The organism is Larkinella arboricola (assembly GCF_003259745.1).
GTDB lineage: Bacteria > Bacteroidota > Bacteroidia > Cytophagales > Spirosomataceae > Larkinella > Larkinella arboricola.
In genome coordinates, this window is record NZ_QLMC01000006.1 from 90,737 (window position 1) to 111,740 (window position 21,004).

A 21,004-nucleotide genomic window follows, 5' to 3' on the forward strand; every position below is an offset into this window, starting at 1 on the left:
TATCGGTTTTCAGGTTAGAACGTGAGATTTAAGCCAACGGAAAGGACACGTTGCTGCGGATAATTCCGTCCGTTGACCTCGCTGACTTCCGGGTCAAAATTCCGCATCTTCGTCCAGGTCAGGACGTTCTGTCCGGACAGATACACCCGGGCATTCTGAATTTTAACTTTCTGGCTTATTGCCGGTGGAACCGTATAGGCCAGGGTGGCGCTTTTCAGGCGCAGGTAACTGGCATTACCCATCCAGAACGAAGATTTCTGGGTGTTGTTGGTGGTCGGAGCTGCCGTAATCCGCGGGTTGCGGGCGTTTGTATTTTCGGGCGTCCAGTAATCCAGGTTATCTTCCAGCGCGCCCATGCCGTTAAAGAAGGCCCAGGCCGCATCGTTCTGGTAGTAAAAGTTGGTTTTGGCCGCTCCCTGAAACAGCAGGTCCAGCGAAAATCCTTTATACTGCACGTTTGGCGCAATGCCGTAGATGATCCGGGGCGTTGCAACGGGATCACCAATGTGCGTGAGGTCGTCGTCGTTGATTTGACCGTCTTTATTGATGTCCTCGTACCGGATGTCGCCGGGTTGCACCTTGCCCCAGGGCTGCACGGCAATACCGGGTTTCAGGTTACCGGCTTCGTCAAAATCGGACACCTGAAAAAAGCCCAGTGAGTGGAATCCAAACTGCGTACCGAGCGGTTTTCCGGTCAACCGCCGGTTGATGTTGTTGTAGGTTGCAGCGGCTTCGAATACCTGCAACAGGGCGTTTTTGGCGTACGTAAAATTGCCGTTGAGCGACACGCGCAGGTCCGGCGAAACGCGGTAGGTGGAGCCGATGGATAGTTCCACACCCCGATTCTGCATCACCCCGGCGTTGACCTGACTCAGCCCAATCCCGTATTCGGAAGGAACAATCACATCCGGATTCACCAGCATATTCGAGCGTTTTTCGTAGAAATAATCCGCTTCCAGGTTAATCAGCCCTTTCCAGAGCGTGGCTTCAATACCGATGTCGGTTTTCTTGGCGCGTTCCCACGTAATGTTCGGATTGGGTTCGTTGCGTTCGCGGATGGCCTGCACGGCACTCCCCCCCAGCACGTAGGCCGGGCCCGCCACGCTGTAGGTGCTCATGTACTGGAACGCACTACCCGCCAGCGCACCCACTTCACCATACGATCCCCGGATTTTCAGGTTGTCGATCCAGCGAAGGTTCTGCTTGATGAAATTTTCTTCCGACAACCGCCAGCCGAGCGAAAAAGCCGGAAAGAAGCCGAACCGGTTCTCCGGCGCGAAGTAGTAACTGCCGTCGTACCGACCACTGGCTTCAACCAGATATTTGTCGGCGTAATCGTAGGTAACCCGGTAGACCAACCCCATCTGCCGCGCATAATTGGAGGTTCCGGTGGTGGTCATGTCGGCCTGGCTGGAACTGCCCATGTCCAGCTCGTCGATGTTCAGGTTGTAGTTCCGGCGGGAAGCGCCCAGCACGAGGGCGTCATTCGCTTTGGCCTCAAAAACCGCCAGTGCCCCGACGTTGCTCTTGCCAAACGAACGCACGTAATTCAGGCTGGCCTGGTAGGTCAACTGCTGCGTCTGGTTATAAATCTGGTTCAGCGATGATTTGGCCTGACCAAAAATACCGTCGGTAATGACGTACGGTTTTTGCGTGGTATTGATGCTCGCCAGATGCACCGGAGTCGTCCAGATTTTATCCATCATCATCGTTGGATCGTAGGCAATGGTCCCCTTCGCCACCAGACCCGGAATAAATGGAATCTGTTGTTCGATAGACAGTTGGGAATACAAAGCCGTGGTGTTGGTTTTCTGATACCCGCTGTTATAAATGCTGCCGGTGACGTAGGTTCCGTTCATGCCGTTGCTGTAAAACAGCGGGCCGTTCTGCGGGTGAGCGTAGCCGATCAGTTCAAAAATGCGGGAGGTTCCGATGGACGGATACTGCGCCTTCTGGATGCGGCCATTCAGATTCAGCGAAAATTTGGTGGTTTTGGTTACCTGCGCATCCAGATTGATCGCCAGATTATACCGTCTATTGCTGGTCGATGGCCACATCCCGGCCTGGTACTGATAGCCCAGACTGGCGTAGTACTTTACCCGTTCGGCCCCGCCCGAAAGCTCCAGATTCTGCGTGGTGATCACGGCATTTCGGTTCACAATTTCGTCGACGATATTCTGGGAGGGATACGCATCGTTGTCCGAACCGTCTTTAAATTTCTGAAGTGCTTCCTCCGAATACGGAAGCGGCAAACCGGCGTATTGAGCGGCTGCGTTTTTCAGCATGGCAAAATCGTAGCCGTACAGGTATTTGGGCATAACGGTCGGGTTCTGAAAACCAACGTAACTATTATACGTCAGCGATGGGGTTCCGGTTTTTCCGCGTTTGGTGGTCACCAGCACCACCCCGTTGGCCCCCGCCACTCCGTAGGGCGCTACGGCCGCGGCATCTTTCAGGATGGTGAACGTTTCAATTGTGTTGGGATCAAGCTGCTGAAAACTGCGCGGAATACCGTCGACGATCAGCAGCGGCTGATTGGCGCCCGTCGACGAAATTCCGCGAATGTAAATGCTGGAGCCATCGCGTCCCGGTTCGCCCGATCCCTGTTTGACAATGACGCCCGGCAGCCGCCCGCCCAGGCTGTTGCTCAGGTTCGTCACCGGAATGGATGCGACTTCTTCGCCTTTCATGGCCGACACAGCCGCCGTGACGGAGGTTTTTTTCTGCACCCCGTAGCCCACCACGACCACTTCGCTCAACGCCTTAATGTCCGGCTTCAGACCCACGTTGATTTCGGTTCGGTCGCCCACCAGCACTTCCTGCGGTTCGTAGCCCACAAAGCTAAACACCAGCACCGCACCCGCTTCCGGAATCACCAGCCGGTAACGACCGTTTCCGTCGGTGGTGGTGCCCCGTGTTGAGCCTTTCAGGACGATGCTGACGCCGGGCAGTTCGTCGCCTTTGGCACCATCGGTCACACGGCCCTGTACGGTAATGTCGGCCACCGGCGGTTTTTCGATTGCCGACGCGCCCGCATGGTCCGGCGTTACGGTTTCGGCCGACTGCCGGGTTTGGATTGGGCGGGTGAGAGCGGCTTCCTGAAATCGGCTGGGGAATGGCTCCGTCCTCCGCTGCGGTTCTTTTCCGGTGATGACGTAGCCGCCGTTGCGGGCTTTTTTGTAGCCTAACCCGAACGGTTTCAGCACGGTTTCCAGGTTGGTTTCCAGATTGTCGTCCCAGCGGATGGCCTCCGACGAAACCACGTAGCCCTCCACAATCCGGTCGAAAAACAGGATGTCTACTTTATAATGCGTTTTCAGTTCCCGCAGCATTTCTTTCAACTGACGGTTTTCGGGCCGGACGGTTTGTGGCTGGCGGTTTGTTGTCTGGGCTTTGGCCAGCATCTGGGCAAAGCCGGGCTGCACCACACCCAGCAGCAGGATTAAGATGGGGAGTATTCTTTTTTTCATGGGCTTAGGGAGAAAGGGGTTAGTTAGCAGGTTCGGTAATGACAATCTGGTTACCGGTGCGCTGATACGTCAGGGCCGAGCCCTCCATGAGCGACTCCAGCAACTCTTCAGCGTTGTGGGCGGTAAACGAACCCGAAACCGTCCACTGAGCCAGGGCGGGATCGGTTATTTCCAGTTCCAGGCCGTAATTTTCCCGGAACAAATGCGTGATTTCTTCCAGCGTTGTTTCTTCAAAAACAAAGCGGTTTTCGCGCCAGGCGGAAAGGTTTTCGGGTTGATGGAGTTTACGGAGCTGAACGGGGCCGTTGCGCCGGTTGAGCGTCACCAGATCACCCGGTTTCATGGTCAATTGCCGGGGTGACGGGCCTTCCTGGTACCGGAGTTGTACTTTCCCTTTGTTGAGCACCACCCGACCACCCCGCTCCCGGTTGTAAACCGAAAACTCAGTGCCCAGCACCACCACCTCAAAATTTCGGGCGGTTTTGACCACAAACCGCTGATTATCTACAGTATGGGTAACCGAAAAGGTGGCCTCTCCTGACAATTCCACATCGCGCGTCTGCGAGCCAAATCCAAACCGGGGCACTTTCAGACGCGAGTTGGCATTCAGCGTCACCTCGCTTCCGTCGGCCAGCATCAACCGCCGGGTCTGGCCATAGGCCGTCGTATAGGTTTCATTCAGCAGGGTATCGCGATACATCCAGCCGCCCATTACCAGCAGAGCCACCGATGCAACGGCTATCCATCGATACCAGCGGTGTTGAGGAACGGGCATTTCTATTTCCGTCCCTTCGTTGCTTTCGGGTTTCCGGGCCATCCGCTGCTGGTGCCGTTTCATGGCGGTCTGCACATCCGCGACGTATTGCGGATTCTGGCTTTCCCAGAGTTCCAGCCAGGAAAAAAACTGTTCTCTGTTGACTGGATCTTTGGCCCATTCGTCAATCAACTGCTTCTGGAACGTTGTCGTTCGGCCCGCGAAATAGTTGAAGAGTAATTCTTTCGTCACTTGCGTTTTCATAATAAGGCGTGGTTCAAAGCGACCCGGCTGGAGCGCCAAAACACGATTCAGGAAGTGATTGTGGTTTTATTACGTATACTGGCAGAAGCTGATCAGCAGAATCAGCCATTTGTCTTTCAGGAATGCCCGAACATGGTGTATGGCCCGGTACATATGCACTTCGACGGTGCGAAGCGAAAGATTGAGTTCGGTAGCAATTTCCCCATATTTCCGGCCTTCAAACCGGTGCATGACATAGACCGTCCGCTGTTTGAGGGGCATGGCGTCGATGGCTTTCTCGACATCGTGGTACAGTTCTTCGTACTGGGTAACCGAGTCGGGCTGCTGTTCGGAGGGGAACGAAAGCCCCTGAACCTGTTCCAGCGACGTGCGCTTCATCTCCGCCCGCACATAATCGAAAGCGCGGTTACGGACGGCGGTAAACAGAAAAGCGCGGTAGGAAGTTGTGACGGTCAGGTAAATCTGCCCGGCATGAAACTCGTAGAAAATGTCTGACACAATATCCTCGGCAATTTCTTTGGAAGATACGAACCGCACGACGTGGCTGCACAGGGGCTGGTAATAGTGCTGAAACAGGAGCGCAATGCCCGTTTCCGGATTTTGACCAAATGCCCTGTGAATCAGCCTTTCGGCATCAACCAGCGTTGGCGGACGCTGGAAATCTGCAGGTGCCTGATCTCCGAATGAAAAAGGATTCCCTTCGTTATTGTTCGTGTCCGGAAGTAACCGTCTAACTTCTCCCATATCAGATGAATGTAAAAACACGCTCAGGAAGCAAACTCACCAAATTGATATACAGAGACGGTTAGACGCGGGAAAAACACTTACTGGATTTTAAAAATATTTTGTCTGTTTAAAGAATAGGAGTTGATTTTATCGGCGAAGCGGGCTATTGAGTACTTTTTTTTAGCTCCAGGTTCATCAAATCCCTATTCATTCTACTTGAGATGACCTCCAGAAGTACGGTCTGCTGACATTAAAAAAGTACGGTTTTGCGGGTTTGTTCTTGGCCGGGAGCGGTGGCGATTCTACGCTCACTCTACGCTGGACAGTCGGTCAGGTGTATTACCAGCGGGCAAATACACCTGAAAGGTCGCTCCTTGTCCCGGCCTGCTATGGGCCACGATGGCACCCCCATGATTGGCCACTACTTTTTGGCAGATGGCCAAACCAATTCCGGTACCGGCATATTCGTTCCTGCCATGTAGTCGCTGGAAAACCTGAAAGATGCGATCGGTATATTTCTCGTTAAAACCAATGCCGTTATCGCTTACCTCGATGAGATGATAGGTGACGCCCTCCCTGAGCGTTTCTACGCTTGCAGGCAACTCATGGGCTTCTACCTGGCGTGCTTTTACGGCAATCACCGGCGTCTGCCCTGGCCGTCGGAACTTTAAGGCGTTCGAGAGCAGATTGCCAAACAATTGATCCAGTTGCAATTTATCGCCCAACACGGTCGGTAGCGGTTCGACCTCTACCACCGCCCCGGTTTCGGCCACAACCAGTTCCAGATCTGTCAGATTCTGCTCCACAACCGCCGACAGGGATACCGGTTGGGTAGCGGTCTGTTGGGTTTCAATACGCGAAAAGGCCAGCAGATCTTTGATGAGCACCGACATACGCCCGGCGGCCAACTGCATCCGCTCCAGATAGTCAACCTCTGGGCCTTGCATCTGCCCGGAGCGGCTCTTCAGGATATCGCAAAACTGCTGAATCTTGCGGAGGGGTTCCTGCAAATCGTGAGAGGCCACATAGGCAAACTGCTGTAAACTGTCATTGGAGCGTTTCAATTCCTCAATCTTGCTTTCCAGTTGTAGCTGCAACTGGCGCAAGCGGGTAAAATCGGTAAAGTGAATGACGACCTCTCCCCCCTGCTTCGACGTGCTCATTAAGTTATACAGATTCAGCCCATCTTTATCGTAGTGAATCTCGAAGGTAAGCGGCTCACCGGTAGTAAAGGTGATAACCGGGTTGGTAAAGCTCTCCGTTTCAAAATAGCCGGGAAACACTTCGCCCACGCGTTTTCCCTGCAATTGCTCGGGCGTCGTACTGGCGTAGGCGGCATAGGCCTGGTTGGTGAGCTTGAAGCGAAAGTCAATAATCTGGCCGTTCTCAAAAATAGGTTCCAGGATCTGCAAGGGTTCTTTAAATCCATTGATAACGGTTTGCAGATACCGGTTGACCTCGGTTAGCTCGACTAGCTGCACCGAGTTGGTGATGTCTTCTACGGTGTGAAGGATAGCAACGACCTCGTTACCGGAATCCAGGATCGGTTTATTGACGGGTCGCCAGGTACGCCACTGTAGAACACCGGTTTGGGCGTCAGGCCACCCATGCCGCTGATCGGCCATCAGATGCGTCTGTTTGGTCTGTAGCACCTGAGTCAGCGATTGCAGTAACTGCTGCGCAACGACCTGGTTATGCTCGTGACGAAAGAACACCTCGAAGGCACCGAAGCCCATCAGGGTTTCCCGCTGAAGCCCGGTAGCAGCCAGGTAGTCGTCGGTTACGGCAGCAATGGTAAACCTTGGCGCATCGGGTAATACCACCAGATGATTGCCGGGCATGGCATTAATCAATAGCGAATAAAAGGCGAAGCCATCAGGGCTAGTGGCTGGTGCGGGCATTCCTTAAGGTTCTTCCTGATTGGAGATTTAATCGTCATAATGAGTGGCCCGTATTGACACCAACTGCGGCACGGCACCCCACCATCGTGGTCAAAATTAAGAACAAGATAGATATTATGTGGTAAGATTTAAAATAAGACTACTCCAGGAAACATGCAGGACGTTAGATTGATGAAACCGGCCCCGGGCTGAACAGCAGGCTCATCGGGTCCTTATTCTCCTGATTGTGATGCTGGATATACTTGCTGAAGTGCTGTTGAATGTTTATACAAAAAATAAACCCATTGTATGCTCGGAAAGTTATCTTTCCGAGTGACTTACTTTATTAATCAAACAAACATGGCACCAATCACAGATGGACCCATTGTCTACGTTGACGATGACGAGGATGACCATTTCTTTTTGAAAAAAGCCATTGCTGAACTTGGACTTCCTAATGAGCTCAGGACGTTTCGGGATGGACAGCCGGTGCTAGATTACCTGCTGACAACTCATGAAAAACCACTTATTATTCTGTGCGACATCAATATGCATAGAATGAACGGGCTGGAATTACGTCGTCAGATTGATGCTAATGAATATTTAAAGCAAAAATCCATTCCCTTCATCTTTTTCACGACGGGCGCTGGTCCGGAACAGGTCCTGGAAGCTTATAAGGGCAACATTCAGGGCTTTCATACCAAAGCCAGTACATACCTTCAGCTTAAGCAGCAAATCCATTTAATTATTTCATACTGGCAGGCCTGTCTACATCCCAATAGTTTTCAGTAACGGATGCAGGCTGTCATATTTATGCGGTTTGCCTTAACCCTATACCCATACGAATGGATAAGATATCCGTTTAGCCTACAAGAAGAACAACCAGCATGAGCAGGCTGAATACCCTAATCACAAAAATTATCTCATTGATTTAACCGTCACTTCATACACCAGGGGAGCATAAGGGGTGACAATGTAGTTGGTCTGGTCATTGATGCCCTGAGCACCATAGCCAAGCGAGGAAGGAAAGATAAATAAAGCCTTGTCCCCCACATTTAGTGCGGTGAGCCCTGTGACTAAACCGGCGACATCGGTTGGTGGAGTAGCGCCCATTCTAATTTCTTTAGTGTCCTGTTTAGCAAAAGGGGCACTTCCCCGCAAGGTGGTAGCCGTGTAGGCAACCGTGACCGTTTTATCCTCCGTGACTTTAGGCCCCGTACCCTGAGAAAGCCGGTACACCCAGACACTATCTCCCGTGTTTTCAACGAATGGTTTGAACGTTGGAATACCTAGCTTTTTACGGGTTACATACTCCTGAATCTGCTCCGCTTCGGTCCGTGAGCGTATTAGCGCCACATCGAACACGACGGGAACGTTGGCGGGTATGGTATCTTTTTTACCCTGCCCAAAAGCCCGGGCAGAAGGCATAAAGAACATAGCCCGTTGCCCTTCCTGCATCAACAGAAGCCCTTCTTCGAGTCCTGGAACAACCATACCACGCAAAAAAGGAATAAAGGTTGACCGCGTTTGTTTGGTACTATCCAACAGAATCGCTTTCGTGCCAGCGATGTACGACAAGGCAAATGTAAACTCAAGCTCTTCGTTATATTGTGGTTTTTTGTTGCGCGTAGAGGTTGTGTCCGTAAACAAATAATATAAACCCGTAGTTGTAGGCGTTACTCTGTTTAACAACTTATTGGCATTCAGGTAATCTCTGATTTGCTGATCATTTTCCCGGGCGACTTCCGGGCTGGGGTCAATGAAGTTATTCTTGTTGCAGGCGCTAAGGCTGACGACCAACAGTAGGGCCATCATTATACCTGCTCTGAGTTGTCTCAATTCTGTATTCATGATACGTAGATAATACGACAAAGTTACCTAAATTCAAGGAGCCCAGCTGCTGATAAACCGTTGTAAACCGTCAAAAAATTATGGTATCATTCGATTTTCTCACTTCGCCAACACCTTAAACCGTTCTGTAGCTTCAGGTATAGGCAATGAAGCAACCTCACTATTCAAACATATCCGATAGACATTTTCTTACAGGTTGTGGTTGGTCTGCTAAAACAAATGGGTCAGGCCAGTGAGCCGTTGGATTTTTTAGCAAGTCTATAAAGTCACCGGCCTGATACGGTTTGGACCCTGGACCAATTCTGGTTAAATCCTGAGCAAACGGGGCCCTTTTTCTTTCTGCTCAGGATTTAACCAGTTTGGTCGAACGGGAATGACAGAATCTTTCCTAGCCGTATAAAAATCCAAAAAATTATATTTTATTTACCTATAGTTATAGGATAGTGGGAAAAGATATGCCATTGAAATTGTCTCCTCAGCAACAAAACCAGATACATGACCGCTTACTGGAGTTGTATGCCCCCGAATATGTTTACTTTTTACTTGATCCACTCGGCTTGATCCAAAGCTGGAATCAGGCTGCTCACCGACTTCTGGGGTACTCCCCTCAACAAGCCAGAGAACATCCTTTTTCCTTGCTTTATCCACCGGGCGAAGTAATCCCTACGAAGCTTGAGCAGGCCCTTGCGCTGGATTATTTTACTGAACAGACCTGGCTTCTACGCCCGGATCAAAGCCGTTTCTGGGCACGGGTTACTCTGACTGCGGTGTATACCGGTGAGGGGCAGCTGGCCGGGTTTGCGGTGTTGATCAAGGATCTGACCGAGCAAAAACAGTTTGAAGAGGCACGGCAGGCGTATCAGCAGTACGCAAACCAGCAGAACCAGCTATTGGCCGCGATTGTGGAAAAATCACCGGCGGGCATCGCCTTGTTTGAACCCATTCTGAATATGGAGGGCCAGCCCATTGATTTTACCTACAAGTTGATCAATCAGGCCAATGCGGCTACGCTGGGCCTGACCATCGAACAGCATTTCAATCAAACCCTTTTAACGTTATTTCCTCAGGTAAAAGGAAACATCTTCTGGATGAAGCTGGTAGGTTGCTATCAAACCGGCCAGCCCCAGCAGCTGACCGGCCACTTTAAGGCCCTGGGCTTTGACATGTGGATTGACGGCAAGTTTGATAAAGTAGGCAGCGATGTGCTATGGACCTGTCTGGATATCAGCCAACTCAAGAAGGCTCAGATAGAATTGGAAAACCAGCTGAACCACCTTCAGGCGGTTAAATACCGATTAGATACCGATTTGGGCCGTCTACAGTTGGCCGAAAAAGAGGTAGTTCGCGCTTTGGAACGGGAGCGGGAAATGAACACGCTCAAGACCGAATTTGTCAAGCTGGTGTCCCACCAGTTTCGCAACCCCATGGCCAGCATCACTCTGAAAGCCGAGGCCCTTAAACGGTTTAGCGAACGGAGTAGTGATCGGGCTTTTGCTCAAAAGGTGGCCGAATACTGTGAGCAGGTCGGGCGCGACATTCACCGGCTGGATAAACTCATCACCGAAGTTTTGTTTAACGAACGTTTGCAGGCCGGTCAGCTGGAGGTTCGTCGGCAACGGTTAAATCTGGTGGCCTTTTGCCAGCATCTGATCCAGCAGCAGCAGGTGGAGAATGAGACTTATCAACGCGTCGTTTTTTCGAGTGAACAGTCAACGGCCCTGCTGTGGACGGATCCTATTTTACTCGAGCAGGTACTGGACAACCTCATCAGCAACGCGCTGAAGTATTCGGGCGGCTCTGAAACTCCCGTCGAGGTATCGCTTACCCAGGCCCCCCGGGAGTATGTGCTCATGGTGAAGGACTATGGCATTGGCATTCCTGCCGATGCGGTTGAGCATGTGTGCAAAAGCTTTTATCGGGCCTGGAACGTGACGGAATACCCCGGTACGGGTTTAGGTCTGTCACTGTCGCACCGCATCGTGGAGTTGCTGGGCGGCAGCCTGGCTATTGAAAGTCAGCAAAACCAGTATACACTTTGTACAGTCCGACTGCCCAGACAGGAAGTGTCATGACGCGGGAGACTCCTGAAAAGCGGACTCGTTCCGGCACGAGCGAAGGCAGCAGTCAAGCCCCGGCGGGCTGATTAAAACCCAACCCATACCCTAGATTTAACAGCATTGAACCGGTTTTTATCGTATATTCCATAAATCATACTTATCTCGCTAATGAAAAACAGCACTTTTCTGGCCATTGCAATGGCCACATTGGTCTCCATCGCTGCCACCGCCCAAACCGTAGAAGAGATTGTTAGTAAACACGTTACGGCCCTGGGCGGCAAGGACAAGCTAAATGGGGTAAAGACCCTCTACACCGAACGGTCGCTTTCGGTTCAGGGCATGGACATTCCGAATAAAACAACTATGGTGGTTGGCAAAGCACTGCGCACGGAATCGTCGGTGATGGGCAACGCCATGATTCAGGTTATCGATGGCTCAACCGGCTGGATGATCCGCCCGGCGATGATGGGTGGCTCAGGGAATCCGGAAGATATGCCGGCTGAAATGGTCAAACAGCAACTGGGCCAGCTTGATCCTTTTGGTCCGCTGGTTAATTACCAGGAAAAAGGTAATAAGGTTGAACTGGTGGGAAAAGAGAAAGTGGAAGGCAAAGACTCCTACCATCTAAAGATTACGACCAAAGAGGGGCTGGTCATGGAGGAATACCTGGACTCTAACACCTATTTACTGAATAAACTTAAAGTTAATATGAACGGTCAGCAAGGCGAGATGATCTTCTCGGATTATAAAGAGGTAGAAGGCATCCCATTTGCCAATACCACTCACATGACCAGTGAACAGGCTGGAAACCTCGTTTTTACCACCAATAAAGTCACGATCAACGGCCCGGTCGATGAGGCCATCTTTAAAAAACCGGCTAAATGATTTTTTAAAACCAGAAATACAGCAGGAGCCGTGGGTCAGCAGACAGCAGTAAATAGCTGACCTCCAAGCCCTACCGGAGTTCCGTAGCTGGTAAAATGCTTAAAACCATATTGATAAAAGCCAAAACAAAACCCAGCAACCATTTGCTGGGTTTTGTTTTGGCCGGTATTTCACCGTTGTCTCAAAATGGCGCGTGTTGCATAATCGTCCGGTTTTAAAGCCTAAGGACGGTTACAAGTTGATAGCAATACGACGGACTACGGTATTGGCAGGCTTCAGTCAGTGGCCACATAAGCCGCGATGACCGGTTGCAAACAAGGCAGGATGGCCTCAATCTGCTCCTTTTCCTCCTCAGTCCAGTGCCGGGGACTGCCAAACATACATGGCTGCAAAATCCCCCAAAGGTGACCCTGCCGCTGGATATGCCCGTGAATCAACGCCCGGTGACCGAACGTTTCGCGTTCAAACTGCCGGTTGAGCACCTGAGGGTCGGCCCTGTCAACATCATCCACGTAGACCGACGGCTTCATGGCCAGTGCTGCCCGAATCAGCGGATCTTCTTTGGGTAACTCCTCCGTATCAGGCTGCCAGTGAGGCTGAATCGTATTTTTGTCGGGGATTCCTTCGTGTTTCCGCCAGCAGAAAGCGGTTCGTCCCCGCGCCTGCTCGGGCTGGCGCACATAGAGGAAGCATCGATCCGCATTCAGGGCCTTTCCGACGGTTTGTACCACCTGATTTAGCGTATGATTCGGGGAGGCACCTGCTATAATGATCGTTTTAATAGTGTCCGATAACGCGTCTAAAGGTATCATGAGTGCTTAACCGCAGGCTTCCGTTTTAGTTTACTCATCGCTTTATCCTCTCGCCTTTCACGGTAGCGTAGTGTGTACATCAGGCCCGGGTAATGATTACCAGCAATACTGCACTAAGTTTCTAAAAACAAACCCCTTGCTTTCAAATCATTTCTCCAACAAATCAAGTTAATGAAAGAAGGATTCATCGCTTTACTGCCGAAACTTTATGATGACCGCCCCGCCTATGTCTACAGCAAACGGTCTGTCAAGGCCGACTCAGAAGCAACAGCGAACGGTATAGTAAGTATATAAGCTCAACCGGAGTGAATGACAATAGGTGGTATTATCCTTTTCATTACATGAATTAAATACCGAAAACCAGTGGCCTTTTTATACCGCAGTAAACAACCTGATTATTCACATTAATTTTTAAGAAACAATGGCAACTGGAACCGTTAAGTTTTTCAATAGAAAGAAGGGATTTGGCTTTATTGTCCCCTCCGATTTGAGCCCTGACCTCTTTGTTCATATCTCGGATTGCCTGGATTCGCTGGTAGAACAGGACAAAGTAACGTATGAAGTTGAGCTGGGGCTGAAAGGTTTATATGCCAAAAACGTAAAGCAAATTCGAGACCCGATGTCCGCGGCTTCCTAATAAACCGTTCAATTTTCTGACCGAGTACTGATATACAAGTATAGATGCACGGAAGTCACTCCAATAACCGCACCTTCTATTTTAGAATAAAGTTTAAATAGATAGGAAATGCTATTTATTAACCATACATTTACTCAATTATTAATCTAATCAGATAATGCAAACAGGAACTGTTAAATTTTTTAATGAGCTCAAGGGATTTGGGTTTATTAGCCCCGATGGCTCAGAACAGGATATATTTGTTCATACCTCCGGCCTTATTGATACTATTCGCCAAAACGATCAGGTTAAGTTTGAACTTGTGGAAGGAAAAAAAGGTTTAAACGCGGTTAATGTGGAGATCGTATAGCCATAAATAAACCAGTCTTTTATACCCGAAAAACATGCTTTATGGCATGTTTTTTTTGTTTTCATAAAATACTTTTCACTAAATTTAATACTAATCAGGCCGCTTTAAAGTGTATATCCCTTAAAAAAGACGTTGATTTAAGATCCGTTACGTACCTATAATTGAATCGTTTTTTAAGCGATTCAATTATAAACCTTGTTTAGCAAAGTCTTTACATATTTTGGGAAATGCAGTTTTCTTTCCCTACACCCTTGTTCCTAAAACTTTCAACATTCGAATGTGCGACCGGATGGCGTAAAAAAAAGACTCCTTCCGGTTATAGGGTAAGGCATATTCCTGGGCCGTCTGCTGAACAATGTGGGACAAAGCCCGATAGTGAACATGGGAGATGGTCGGAAAAAGATGATGTTCGACCTGAAAATCCAACCCGCCAATAAACCAGGATAAGGCCACGGGACATCTAAAATTAGCCGTGGTCTGTAACTGGTGAATCGCCCAGGCAGTCGTAATCATGCCCTCCGTATCCGGAGCTGGCTGCTCAGCCCCTTCCACAACGTGCGCCAATTGAAAGATCGTGCTTAAAATTAGTCCGGCAGTAAGGTGCATGACCAGAAATCCGAGTAGCCACTGCCCAAACGATAAATCAGTCATTAACAGCGGCAACAGGGCAATGAATACTCCATAAACTACCTTGCTGAGCAGGAGAATACCAATGTCAAGTTTGGAGAACGGCTTGATTAGCTTACTGCCTTTGTGACGGGTATAGCGGTAAGCCTGCCGAAAATCTTTCACCAGAAAGGATAAGGTCATCAGGCCATAGAGGAAAAAAGCGTAAATGTGCTGATACCGGTGAATTTTCCAGTGTGGATCACCATGAGACAAACGCAGCAAAAACTTGCCCGTTATATCTTCGTCTACCTCATGAATATTTGTATAGGTATGGTGAAGCGTGTTGTGCTGAATCTTCCAGTTTAATACATTTCCACCCAGTAAATAAAGTGTTGCACTAAAGAAGGCGTTAATCCACGGTATCCTCGAAAAAGAACCGTGATTTGCATCATGCATGACCGCCATGCCTACGCCTGCGGTTCCCAGGCCCATTATGATAGCAAGTCCCAGGCAAATCCACGGTGAAAATTGATTGCTTAAAATCAGTCCATACGGTACCAGCAATAAACTTAACATGGTAAGTCCTTTCCAAACCAACGATTGATTTCCCAGTTTTGAGATCGTTTTTTGCTGGAAATATTGATCAACCCGCTGCCGCAGCACCGGAAAGAATTGGGATTGATTCCGATTGGAAAATTTTACCGTTTGTGATCTCATGGATTAAATTACAAGCCAGGTTATTCCTCCAGCCAGTTCAGTATTTTTATTTTTAGGTTAAGCGAAACGGACTCTTTATTCTTTATCCTACTTAATGTTATTGTAGCTCTTTTGGGTAGGATATAACGCGTATGAGTTAAAAGTTATTGACAGAAAACGCCCTTATCTGAAAAGGTAAAAGAAAAGAAAAAGGAAGAACAGAGCGGCCACCAAAAACATGGCTGAATAGAAATAATTATAGCGCTGGTTAAGGGAGTTTGATTTCTCCTTTCTGGCCCCATAAAAATAATAAGCTCCCGTAACGGAATATAAAATGGTTAGGGCAGCAATCAGATATACCATGTAAATCTGATCTGCCGGTCCATTCTTTTAGTAACCCACTGATGTTTATCCATCCCGGTAGCATCGGTATTTTCACCGGGCAGAAAAAGCCGTCTTATGCTGAAAAACCAGATTAGAACCCGGCAGACAAACCCATTTTTTGTTTGAATAAATAACCGGTCAAATACAAAGGCCATACTACGTTGAATAGGGGCCTTAACAGGTTTTCTGAAACTGAGGAATTAAATCAGATCGTTTGGCGGCCTGCTCACCGGAAAGATGCAGAACGGTATTCGCCTGGCCGCGAACTAAATAAGGCATTTTGTCCGTAGGAATCGGCCTTATTGCTACGTGGCGACGTTGTTTGTGAGTCATGGCTGACATGGATTCCGGGTTTAATTCGTTTACACTGTTTTATAACTATCTGCCTAAAATTAGGGGAGTCGGTCAAAGATTCCTTGCTGGGAATTAAACGAATCAGTGCGAATTGGTAAAAATGCTTTCTGCAGCTGGTTAGTGTGCGAAAGAAAGTTATGCCGGTCGTTCGTACTCGGTGCAAACCGTTGAAGAATCAGGCATTCCTGGTCAATCACCGGACGGAATATTTTTTGAAAGTAACCACTAATTCCGGCAAGCAAGGTGGTAAAAGAACTTGTACTGGGTAGCTGGATCATGAGGAGAAAATTAATATTGTAACATTAACTTATGTAAATCTGGAGTCTCCAAATGTGCCAAGAAGAGCCTATCATCAGGAAATATCCTTAGTAAAGGATGTCATTAAAAAGAAAAAGCAAGCTAATCTGTTGCTAGGACGGAGAACGGTCAATCAGGGAGTAGTGAAGGGGACCGCTGAAGAGGTAGCTACTTATAAACGATTTATTTTCAATAAAGTTGCAATAATGTTACCGGAATTTGCAGAAAATTCTCCCTTGAGCGTGTTTTAGCAATTTTTTACAGCCTGATTGGGTAGTCCCTACGAATTTACGTGTTTTCACCTTCGGAAAAATTACGTAGACCGTTAAACGTTTTTCAGCACGTTCTTAGCTCCTGTTGTAATTAAAATATGGCCAGTAGCGTATCGATCGATACCGGTCCAAATGGACATGATTTAACTCTATAAAACAGATTGTTAGTCCATAAATCCTTTTATCGTATCTTTACCCAGGCTTCGCCGTATTACCTCCATTCGCTCACCTTTTTAAGGAACGTTGGCAAACACCGACGCGGTTTCCCTACAACGATCTTCTTCCTGTAGCATCTATTTAGGAATCTCCGCATTGCGTCCTTTTCGGGGTTTACAAGGCCCCTTTCGGAGAAATTAATAAAATCGGTTCATGATCTAAATCAACTACGATGGCCCAAACGAACCGAAAGAAAATACCGTCAGAATTAGACTATGTCAACATCCACAAAGCCGTAGCCGTAATATCGGGAAAATGGCGATTGTTCATCATTCTGCTCGTCGGTGAACACACCGTTCGTTTTGGTGAACTCCGGCAGCAATTGCCGGCCATCAGCGAAAAAATGCTGGCTGGCGAGTTAAAAGCCCTCGTGGCGTTGGGTGTGCTCAGTCGAAACGTGTATGCCGAAATTCCAGGCCGGATCGAATATACGATGACCCCAAAAGGGACTTTAGCCTTGCCCATTCTACGCCAACTACCAAAGCTCGGCCAACTAGCTAATTGACTGTCGACAATACAGACTTGCCATGTAGGTCGTTATAAACAACAAACCCCCATCCTTGCCGAGTAGACAAATCTGAGGGCTTGAAGAAAGTAGCGATGAAGCCATCGGTCGATAGACGCCTGATTGGTCAATCTTACCAGGGGCAAGTAGCCGGGGCGTAGAAGTACTCTTCACTGAAAAATTGTCCGGTTGGGCCATCCTGGTCAATCAGCGCATATTTAATGATACGTTGTCCGGCCTCCTGGACGGTACTAGTGCCTTGATAGCCTGTAAAATCGGTCTGCGTCCAACCGGGGCAAACCGCGTTGACTTTGAATGGCGTGTCGCGTAGTTCGTAAGCCAGATTGATTGTGTACATGTTGAGCGCAGCTTTACTGGACTGGTAGACGGCCAATTTAGTATGGTAACTGCTTGCCGAAGAGTCGGCAGCTAAACTCAGCGAGGCCATGGCAGTTGTCACGTTCACAATGCGGGGGGCAGAAGAGCTTCTGAGCAAATCGATAAAGGCTTGTGTGACTCGTGCCACCCCAAACAGATTTGTCTCATAGACTTCTTTAAACTGATCAATTGGCGTCCCCAGGGCCGATTGGGGCAATGCTCCTGAAATACCGGCATTGTTAATCAGTACGTCTAGTCTTGGCGTTTTTTCTCCGACCCGTGCACGGGCGGCCTGAACGGATTCGTCATTCGTAACGTCCAGTTGTATGGCTTCCACGTTGCGAATTCCGTCCGCATGAAGCTTTTCCACGACGGATACGCCATTAGCCAGGTTACGGCTACCCAGATAAACATAAAACCCATTTTGGGCGAGCATCTTCACGACTTCCAGGCCAATACCTTTGTTGGCTCCTGTTACTAAGGCTGATTTCATCTTATTAAGTTGCTTCTAGAACAGGGCAAAAGTCGCCCCCCAAAAAACAACTTACATGGACAAATCACCTCACTTACTGGACAAACTATGTTGGTCGGCCAGAAAGTCACTCACGTTCTTGCCAGTCCTTTTTTTGAACAGTCGTGAGAAATAAGCCGGATCATTAAATCCGAGCTCGTAAGCCAGTTCCTTAACCGAAGAGGAGGAGTAGTGTAATTTTCGTTGCGCTTCCTGAATGAGTCGGTTGATGATCCATTCTTTGGGCGAAAGACCTGAAAACTCTTTGACAACCCCGTAGAGATTATTGGGAGTCATCGCCAGTTGTTTAGCAATCGTGTGTACATCATGCTGCTCCGTGAGGTTCGTTTCCACAGCCAGAGTAAAGGCTACGTATTTCGAAAACTTGGGATTTGTGGGAGCCGGCTGATGATGATGCTCGAAGTAAGCACTGTTAAACTCGGTTAACAACGCATTGAGATGCGCTAGAATGATGTCCACTTTTTTGGGCTTCCCCGGCGAATGGAGGAGCTGAAACAACATAGATAGCACCGCTTTCACCCGCGCCCTGGCCTCTGGCTCAAAGGTAATCGTGCTTGTATTTAAAGGATTAAGCAGAAACGGATAAGCTTGTGGAAGCAGCGTCAAAGTATGTCCATCAAATCCGATTTTATACTGTTGCGTATCTTTATTGGGAGAGGGATGAGCAAAAATTTGGTTAGGCGTACCAAAAATAATCTGACTATCGGCAATGGTAACCTGCTGGCCATCTACCTGAAAGGTTTCTAACCCCTGATCCACAAACACAAAATAGTAATAAGCGAGCCTGTGGGGTTGAAGCAGTTTCGGCCATACCGTTTCGGGGAGGGGTACAGCACAATTTTGATTTACCGTGATGGGTAATCTATCATGGTGTTTGATCTGGTTTAGTAATCCCTTGGTTTCTACCACTTGTACGCTTGTCGTGTGAGCAAGAATAACATGAAAAAATAAATGACTGTTCCATCGAATTACCTCCCCTCCCACTCAGGCACGTCATTTTGTGATGGTTCCTTCACGTTTTTCGTCTTATAGCGCCAACTTTTTACGGTATGCGGCCCCCAGGAAAGCAAATAAGGCTATTCATTCGTTGCAAAAATAGTTTTGCAATTGTAAATTTACAATTGCAAAACTTTGAGCTAATTTTAACAGGATGGGCAGGGCGCCCCTATTTGGACATTTAGCCCGAATAGGGGCGAAACTCCAATACGCCATCCACTTTAACTCGTTTTCGATCATGTCACAAATCCTCATAACGACCCAGGACTATCAACGACTCAAGCAACAGATTCATTTGGCAAAAGCGAATCCTACGATTGCTCCGCGCCAACGCCAAGCCCTCACCCAATGCGTGGACGGGGCTACGCTGGTGGATCCCCGTACCATTCCGGCCAATGTGGTAACGATGAACTCCCGGGTTAAAATCGTCTACCTCGACAACCACCACCGGACGCTGGAGTTGAAGCTGGTGTATCCCCAGCAGGTGGATGTGCCCCAGAATCAAATTTCCATCTTTGCCCCACTGGCCACGGCGCTGCTGGGCTGTAAACAGCATGATGTGATTCGCTTACCGGTGCTGAACCGGACGCTGAATGTGAAAATTGATCGCATCCTCTACCAGCCCGAAGCGGCAGGAGATTATGCGTTGTGATAACGCCTGCCAGCCAGGTAGCCGGTTTCCAGCGATTCCCTGCTTGTCAAAAACCCGCTGTCGGCATTTATAGACTAACAAAACGGCCCTTCCCGGGCTAAACGGGAGTCAGCCGCGGTTCAAAACTAACGTCCGATGATGAAGCAGCTTCTGGAAAACCATACCGGGGTTTTGATGATCGTAATCTGTTTGGTTACGGGTTTGATTATCGCCACCAACCCCCGGCCTTCCCACCGAAAGCTGACACGGGCTCAGCGGGATTCGGTTTCTGTTTTTCTACTCGAGCGGGATTTACCCCGCGAGTTTGAGCGCCGGGGTGTTGTCGCCATCACCCCTCCGGCGCTGACTCCTGCCGATCTGGCTCAGTGGGTCAACCAACAGTTGCAGGAAGAGTGCCAAAAACGAGGGGCCAATGGCGCTTTTCGAGTCAATGAGGGAACCTATCCGCCGTATGTGATCCGTTATCTGGTCTTCAAATACGATAAGCCCTGACCCCTAATCAGGGCAGCAACCGGATCAGCCCGATCAGGGGCTGCTTTCAAACGTTGCCGGGTTCAGGAGCCATCCAGATAATGGCTTCCCTAAGTATTGGGGCCGTATTCTTACTAACTTGAGTACGAGAAAATCAGTTGAAACCAAATCGCTTAACCTACCTATCGCATGAAACCGTCTGCCATCAACCGCTCCCGTTTACGTCTTACCCTCTTGGTGGTAAGCCTGTTGTGCTTTATCTTGATCAGTATTTTTTTGAGCCGTCGGAGCGTTCATCAGCTGCGGGGAGCATCGGCTTCCATTTACCAGGATCGCCTGGTTCCCACCGCCATGATCGCTCAGCTAACCGCACAGGTCTACCAGAAACGCCTGCTGCTGGAAGCCTACGGACGGGAGAAAACCAAGCCAGCGCTCCTGGAATCCAGGCTGGATGGGATCAACCGACAGGCCGACTCGCTGCTAACGGCATTTGACCAGACGAAACTGACCCCTCAGGAAACCGATGAATTGAAACGGCTGAGAAAACGGTTGGCGGTTTACAATGAACTGGAAAAAGCGTTTATAAGCAAATTGAATGATCGGTCCAACGCACAGGAGATTCTGTTTGTCGGGGCGGGAGCTACCGCATTTAATCAGCTGGCCCAAACCCTGGCGGAGTTGTCGGCTTTGCAGTTGAGGGTGGGCGAGGAGCTGCTTAACGAGTCGAGTGGCCAAACCAATTACCTGTATGTCTTAACCGCCCTCCAGATTGGTCTCGTGCTCGTCATTGGCGTATGCCTCTTCTGGCATCGTTTTTAAGCCCTTCAACCATAACCGGGGCGTAGCCACACCGCCTGCCAGTACAAAGCATTCATTTGGGTTACTTGCTATCATGGGTATTCAATCCTATTTTGCGAATAGTAAGCTGTTGTACACCTATTATGCTGAAAACCGTCC

At 49.1% G+C, this 21,004-nt stretch carries 18 protein-coding genes; 9 read left to right on the forward strand and 9 right to left on the reverse strand.

Features of this window, described 5'->3' with window-relative positions:
• Window positions 1-14: 14 nt before the first annotated feature.
• From LX87_RS22610 to LX87_RS22625, 4 genes are all read right to left on the reverse strand, one after another.
• A complete protein-coding gene (locus LX87_RS22610) occupies window positions 15-3,470 on the reverse strand; it encodes a SusC/RagA family TonB-linked outer membrane protein (RefSeq protein ID WP_111630578.1) in 3,456 nt (1,151 codons plus the stop codon).
• Window positions 3,471-3,489: 19 nt separating this feature from the next.
• Window positions 3,490-4,488 carry a FecR family protein gene (locus tag LX87_RS22615; RefSeq protein ID WP_111630579.1) on the reverse strand — a complete coding sequence of 333 codons (999 nt, stop codon included), beginning with the start codon at window positions 4,486-4,488 and terminating at the stop codon, window positions 3,490-3,492.
• A 69-nt stretch (window positions 4,489-4,557) separates the two neighbouring features.
• Window positions 4,558-5,232, reverse strand: a complete 675-nt coding sequence (locus LX87_RS22620) for an RNA polymerase sigma-70 factor (RefSeq protein WP_111630580.1) — start codon at window positions 5,230-5,232, stop codon at window positions 4,558-4,560.
• Between the two features lie 290 nt (window positions 5,233-5,522).
• Window positions 5,523-7,115: a sensor histidine kinase gene (locus LX87_RS22625; RefSeq protein WP_111630581.1), complete on the reverse strand. Its 1,593-nt coding sequence runs from the start codon at window positions 7,113-7,115 to the stop codon at window positions 5,523-5,525.
• A 339-nt stretch (window positions 7,116-7,454) separates the two neighbouring features.
• Between LX87_RS22625 and LX87_RS22630 the strand changes: the two genes are divergently transcribed.
• Window positions 7,455-7,886 carry a response regulator gene (locus LX87_RS22630; RefSeq protein WP_111630582.1) on the forward strand — a complete coding sequence of 144 codons (432 nt, stop codon included), beginning with the start codon at window positions 7,455-7,457 and terminating at the stop codon, window positions 7,884-7,886.
• Window positions 7,887-8,012: 126 nt separating this feature from the next.
• Here the strand turns inward: LX87_RS22630 and LX87_RS22635 are convergent, their stop codons facing one another.
• Window positions 8,013-8,945, reverse strand: a complete 933-nt coding sequence (locus tag LX87_RS22635; protein ID WP_111630583.1) for an FKBP-type peptidyl-prolyl cis-trans isomerase — start codon at window positions 8,943-8,945, stop codon at window positions 8,013-8,015.
• 455 nt (window positions 8,946-9,400) lie between these two features.
• On the opposite strand from LX87_RS22635, the gene LX87_RS22640 reads away from it, so the two are divergent.
• Both LX87_RS22640 and LX87_RS22645 read left to right on the forward strand, forming a co-directional pair.
• Window positions 9,401-11,017 carry a sensor histidine kinase gene (locus LX87_RS22640; protein WP_111630584.1) on the forward strand — a complete coding sequence of 539 codons (1,617 nt, stop codon included), beginning with the start codon at window positions 9,401-9,403 and terminating at the stop codon, window positions 11,015-11,017.
• 153 nt (window positions 11,018-11,170) lie between these two features.
• The gene (locus tag LX87_RS22645; protein WP_111630585.1) at window positions 11,171-11,887 is read left to right on the forward strand and encodes a LolA-like protein; all 717 of its coding nucleotides are present in this window, start codon (window positions 11,171-11,173) and stop codon (window positions 11,885-11,887) included.
• A 275-nt stretch (window positions 11,888-12,162) separates the two neighbouring features.
• On the opposite strand, the gene LX87_RS22650 is transcribed toward LX87_RS22645, so the two are convergent.
• Complete coding sequence (locus tag LX87_RS22650) at window positions 12,163-12,699, reverse strand: GAF domain-containing protein (RefSeq protein WP_111630586.1); 537 nt, start codon at window positions 12,697-12,699, stop codon at window positions 12,163-12,165.
• A 421-nt stretch (window positions 12,700-13,120) separates the two neighbouring features.
• Here LX87_RS22650 and LX87_RS22655 point away from each other — a divergent pair, with 421 nt between their 5' ends.
• Together LX87_RS22655 and LX87_RS22660 are read left to right on the forward strand one after the other, a co-directional pair.
• Entirely contained in the window at window positions 13,121-13,336 is a 216-nt protein-coding gene (locus LX87_RS22655) for a cold-shock protein (protein ID WP_111630587.1), read from the forward strand.
• Window positions 13,337-13,493: 157 nt separating this feature from the next.
• Entirely contained in the window at window positions 13,494-13,685 is a 192-nt protein-coding gene (locus LX87_RS22660; RefSeq protein ID WP_111630588.1) for a cold-shock protein, read from the forward strand.
• Window positions 13,686-13,928: 243 nt separating this feature from the next.
• On the opposite strand, the gene LX87_RS22665 is transcribed toward LX87_RS22660, so the two are convergent.
• Window positions 13,929-15,011 (reverse strand): fatty acid desaturase family protein, encoded by a 1,083-nt coding sequence (locus LX87_RS22665; RefSeq protein ID WP_111630589.1) that lies wholly within the window; start codon window positions 15,009-15,011, stop codon window positions 13,929-13,931.
• 1,674 nt (window positions 15,012-16,685) lie between these two features.
• On the opposite strand from LX87_RS22665, the gene LX87_RS22690 reads away from it, so the two are divergent.
• Window positions 16,686-17,018: a winged helix-turn-helix transcriptional regulator gene (locus tag LX87_RS22690; RefSeq protein ID WP_111630594.1), complete on the forward strand. Its 333-nt coding sequence runs from the start codon at window positions 16,686-16,688 to the stop codon at window positions 17,016-17,018.
• 133 nt (window positions 17,019-17,151) lie between these two features.
• Here LX87_RS22690 and LX87_RS22695 read toward each other — a convergent pair whose 3' ends face one another.
• Both LX87_RS22695 and LX87_RS22700 read right to left on the reverse strand, forming a co-directional pair.
• Entirely contained in the window at window positions 17,152-17,889 is a 738-nt protein-coding gene (locus tag LX87_RS22695; protein ID WP_111630595.1) for an SDR family oxidoreductase, read from the reverse strand.
• 69 nt (window positions 17,890-17,958) lie between these two features.
• Window positions 17,959-18,837, reverse strand: a complete 879-nt coding sequence (locus LX87_RS22700; RefSeq protein ID WP_111630795.1) for a helix-turn-helix domain-containing protein — start codon at window positions 18,835-18,837, stop codon at window positions 17,959-17,961.
• 325 nt (window positions 18,838-19,162) lie between these two features.
• Between LX87_RS22700 and LX87_RS22705 the strand changes: the two genes are divergently transcribed.
• From LX87_RS22705 to LX87_RS22715, 3 genes are all read left to right on the forward strand, one after another.
• Window positions 19,163-19,576 carry a GreA/GreB family elongation factor gene (locus tag LX87_RS22705; RefSeq protein WP_170139430.1) on the forward strand — a complete coding sequence of 138 codons (414 nt, stop codon included), beginning with the start codon at window positions 19,163-19,165 and terminating at the stop codon, window positions 19,574-19,576.
• 135 nt (window positions 19,577-19,711) lie between these two features.
• Window positions 19,712-20,068 (forward strand): hypothetical protein, encoded by a 357-nt coding sequence (locus LX87_RS22710; RefSeq protein WP_111630597.1) that lies wholly within the window; start codon window positions 19,712-19,714, stop codon window positions 20,066-20,068.
• Window positions 20,069-20,236: 168 nt separating this feature from the next.
• On the forward strand, window positions 20,237-20,866 hold the full coding sequence (locus LX87_RS22715) for an MCP four helix bundle domain-containing protein (protein ID WP_111630598.1): 630 nt from the start codon (window positions 20,237-20,239) through the stop codon (window positions 20,864-20,866).
• Window positions 20,867-21,004 lie beyond the last annotated feature (138 nt).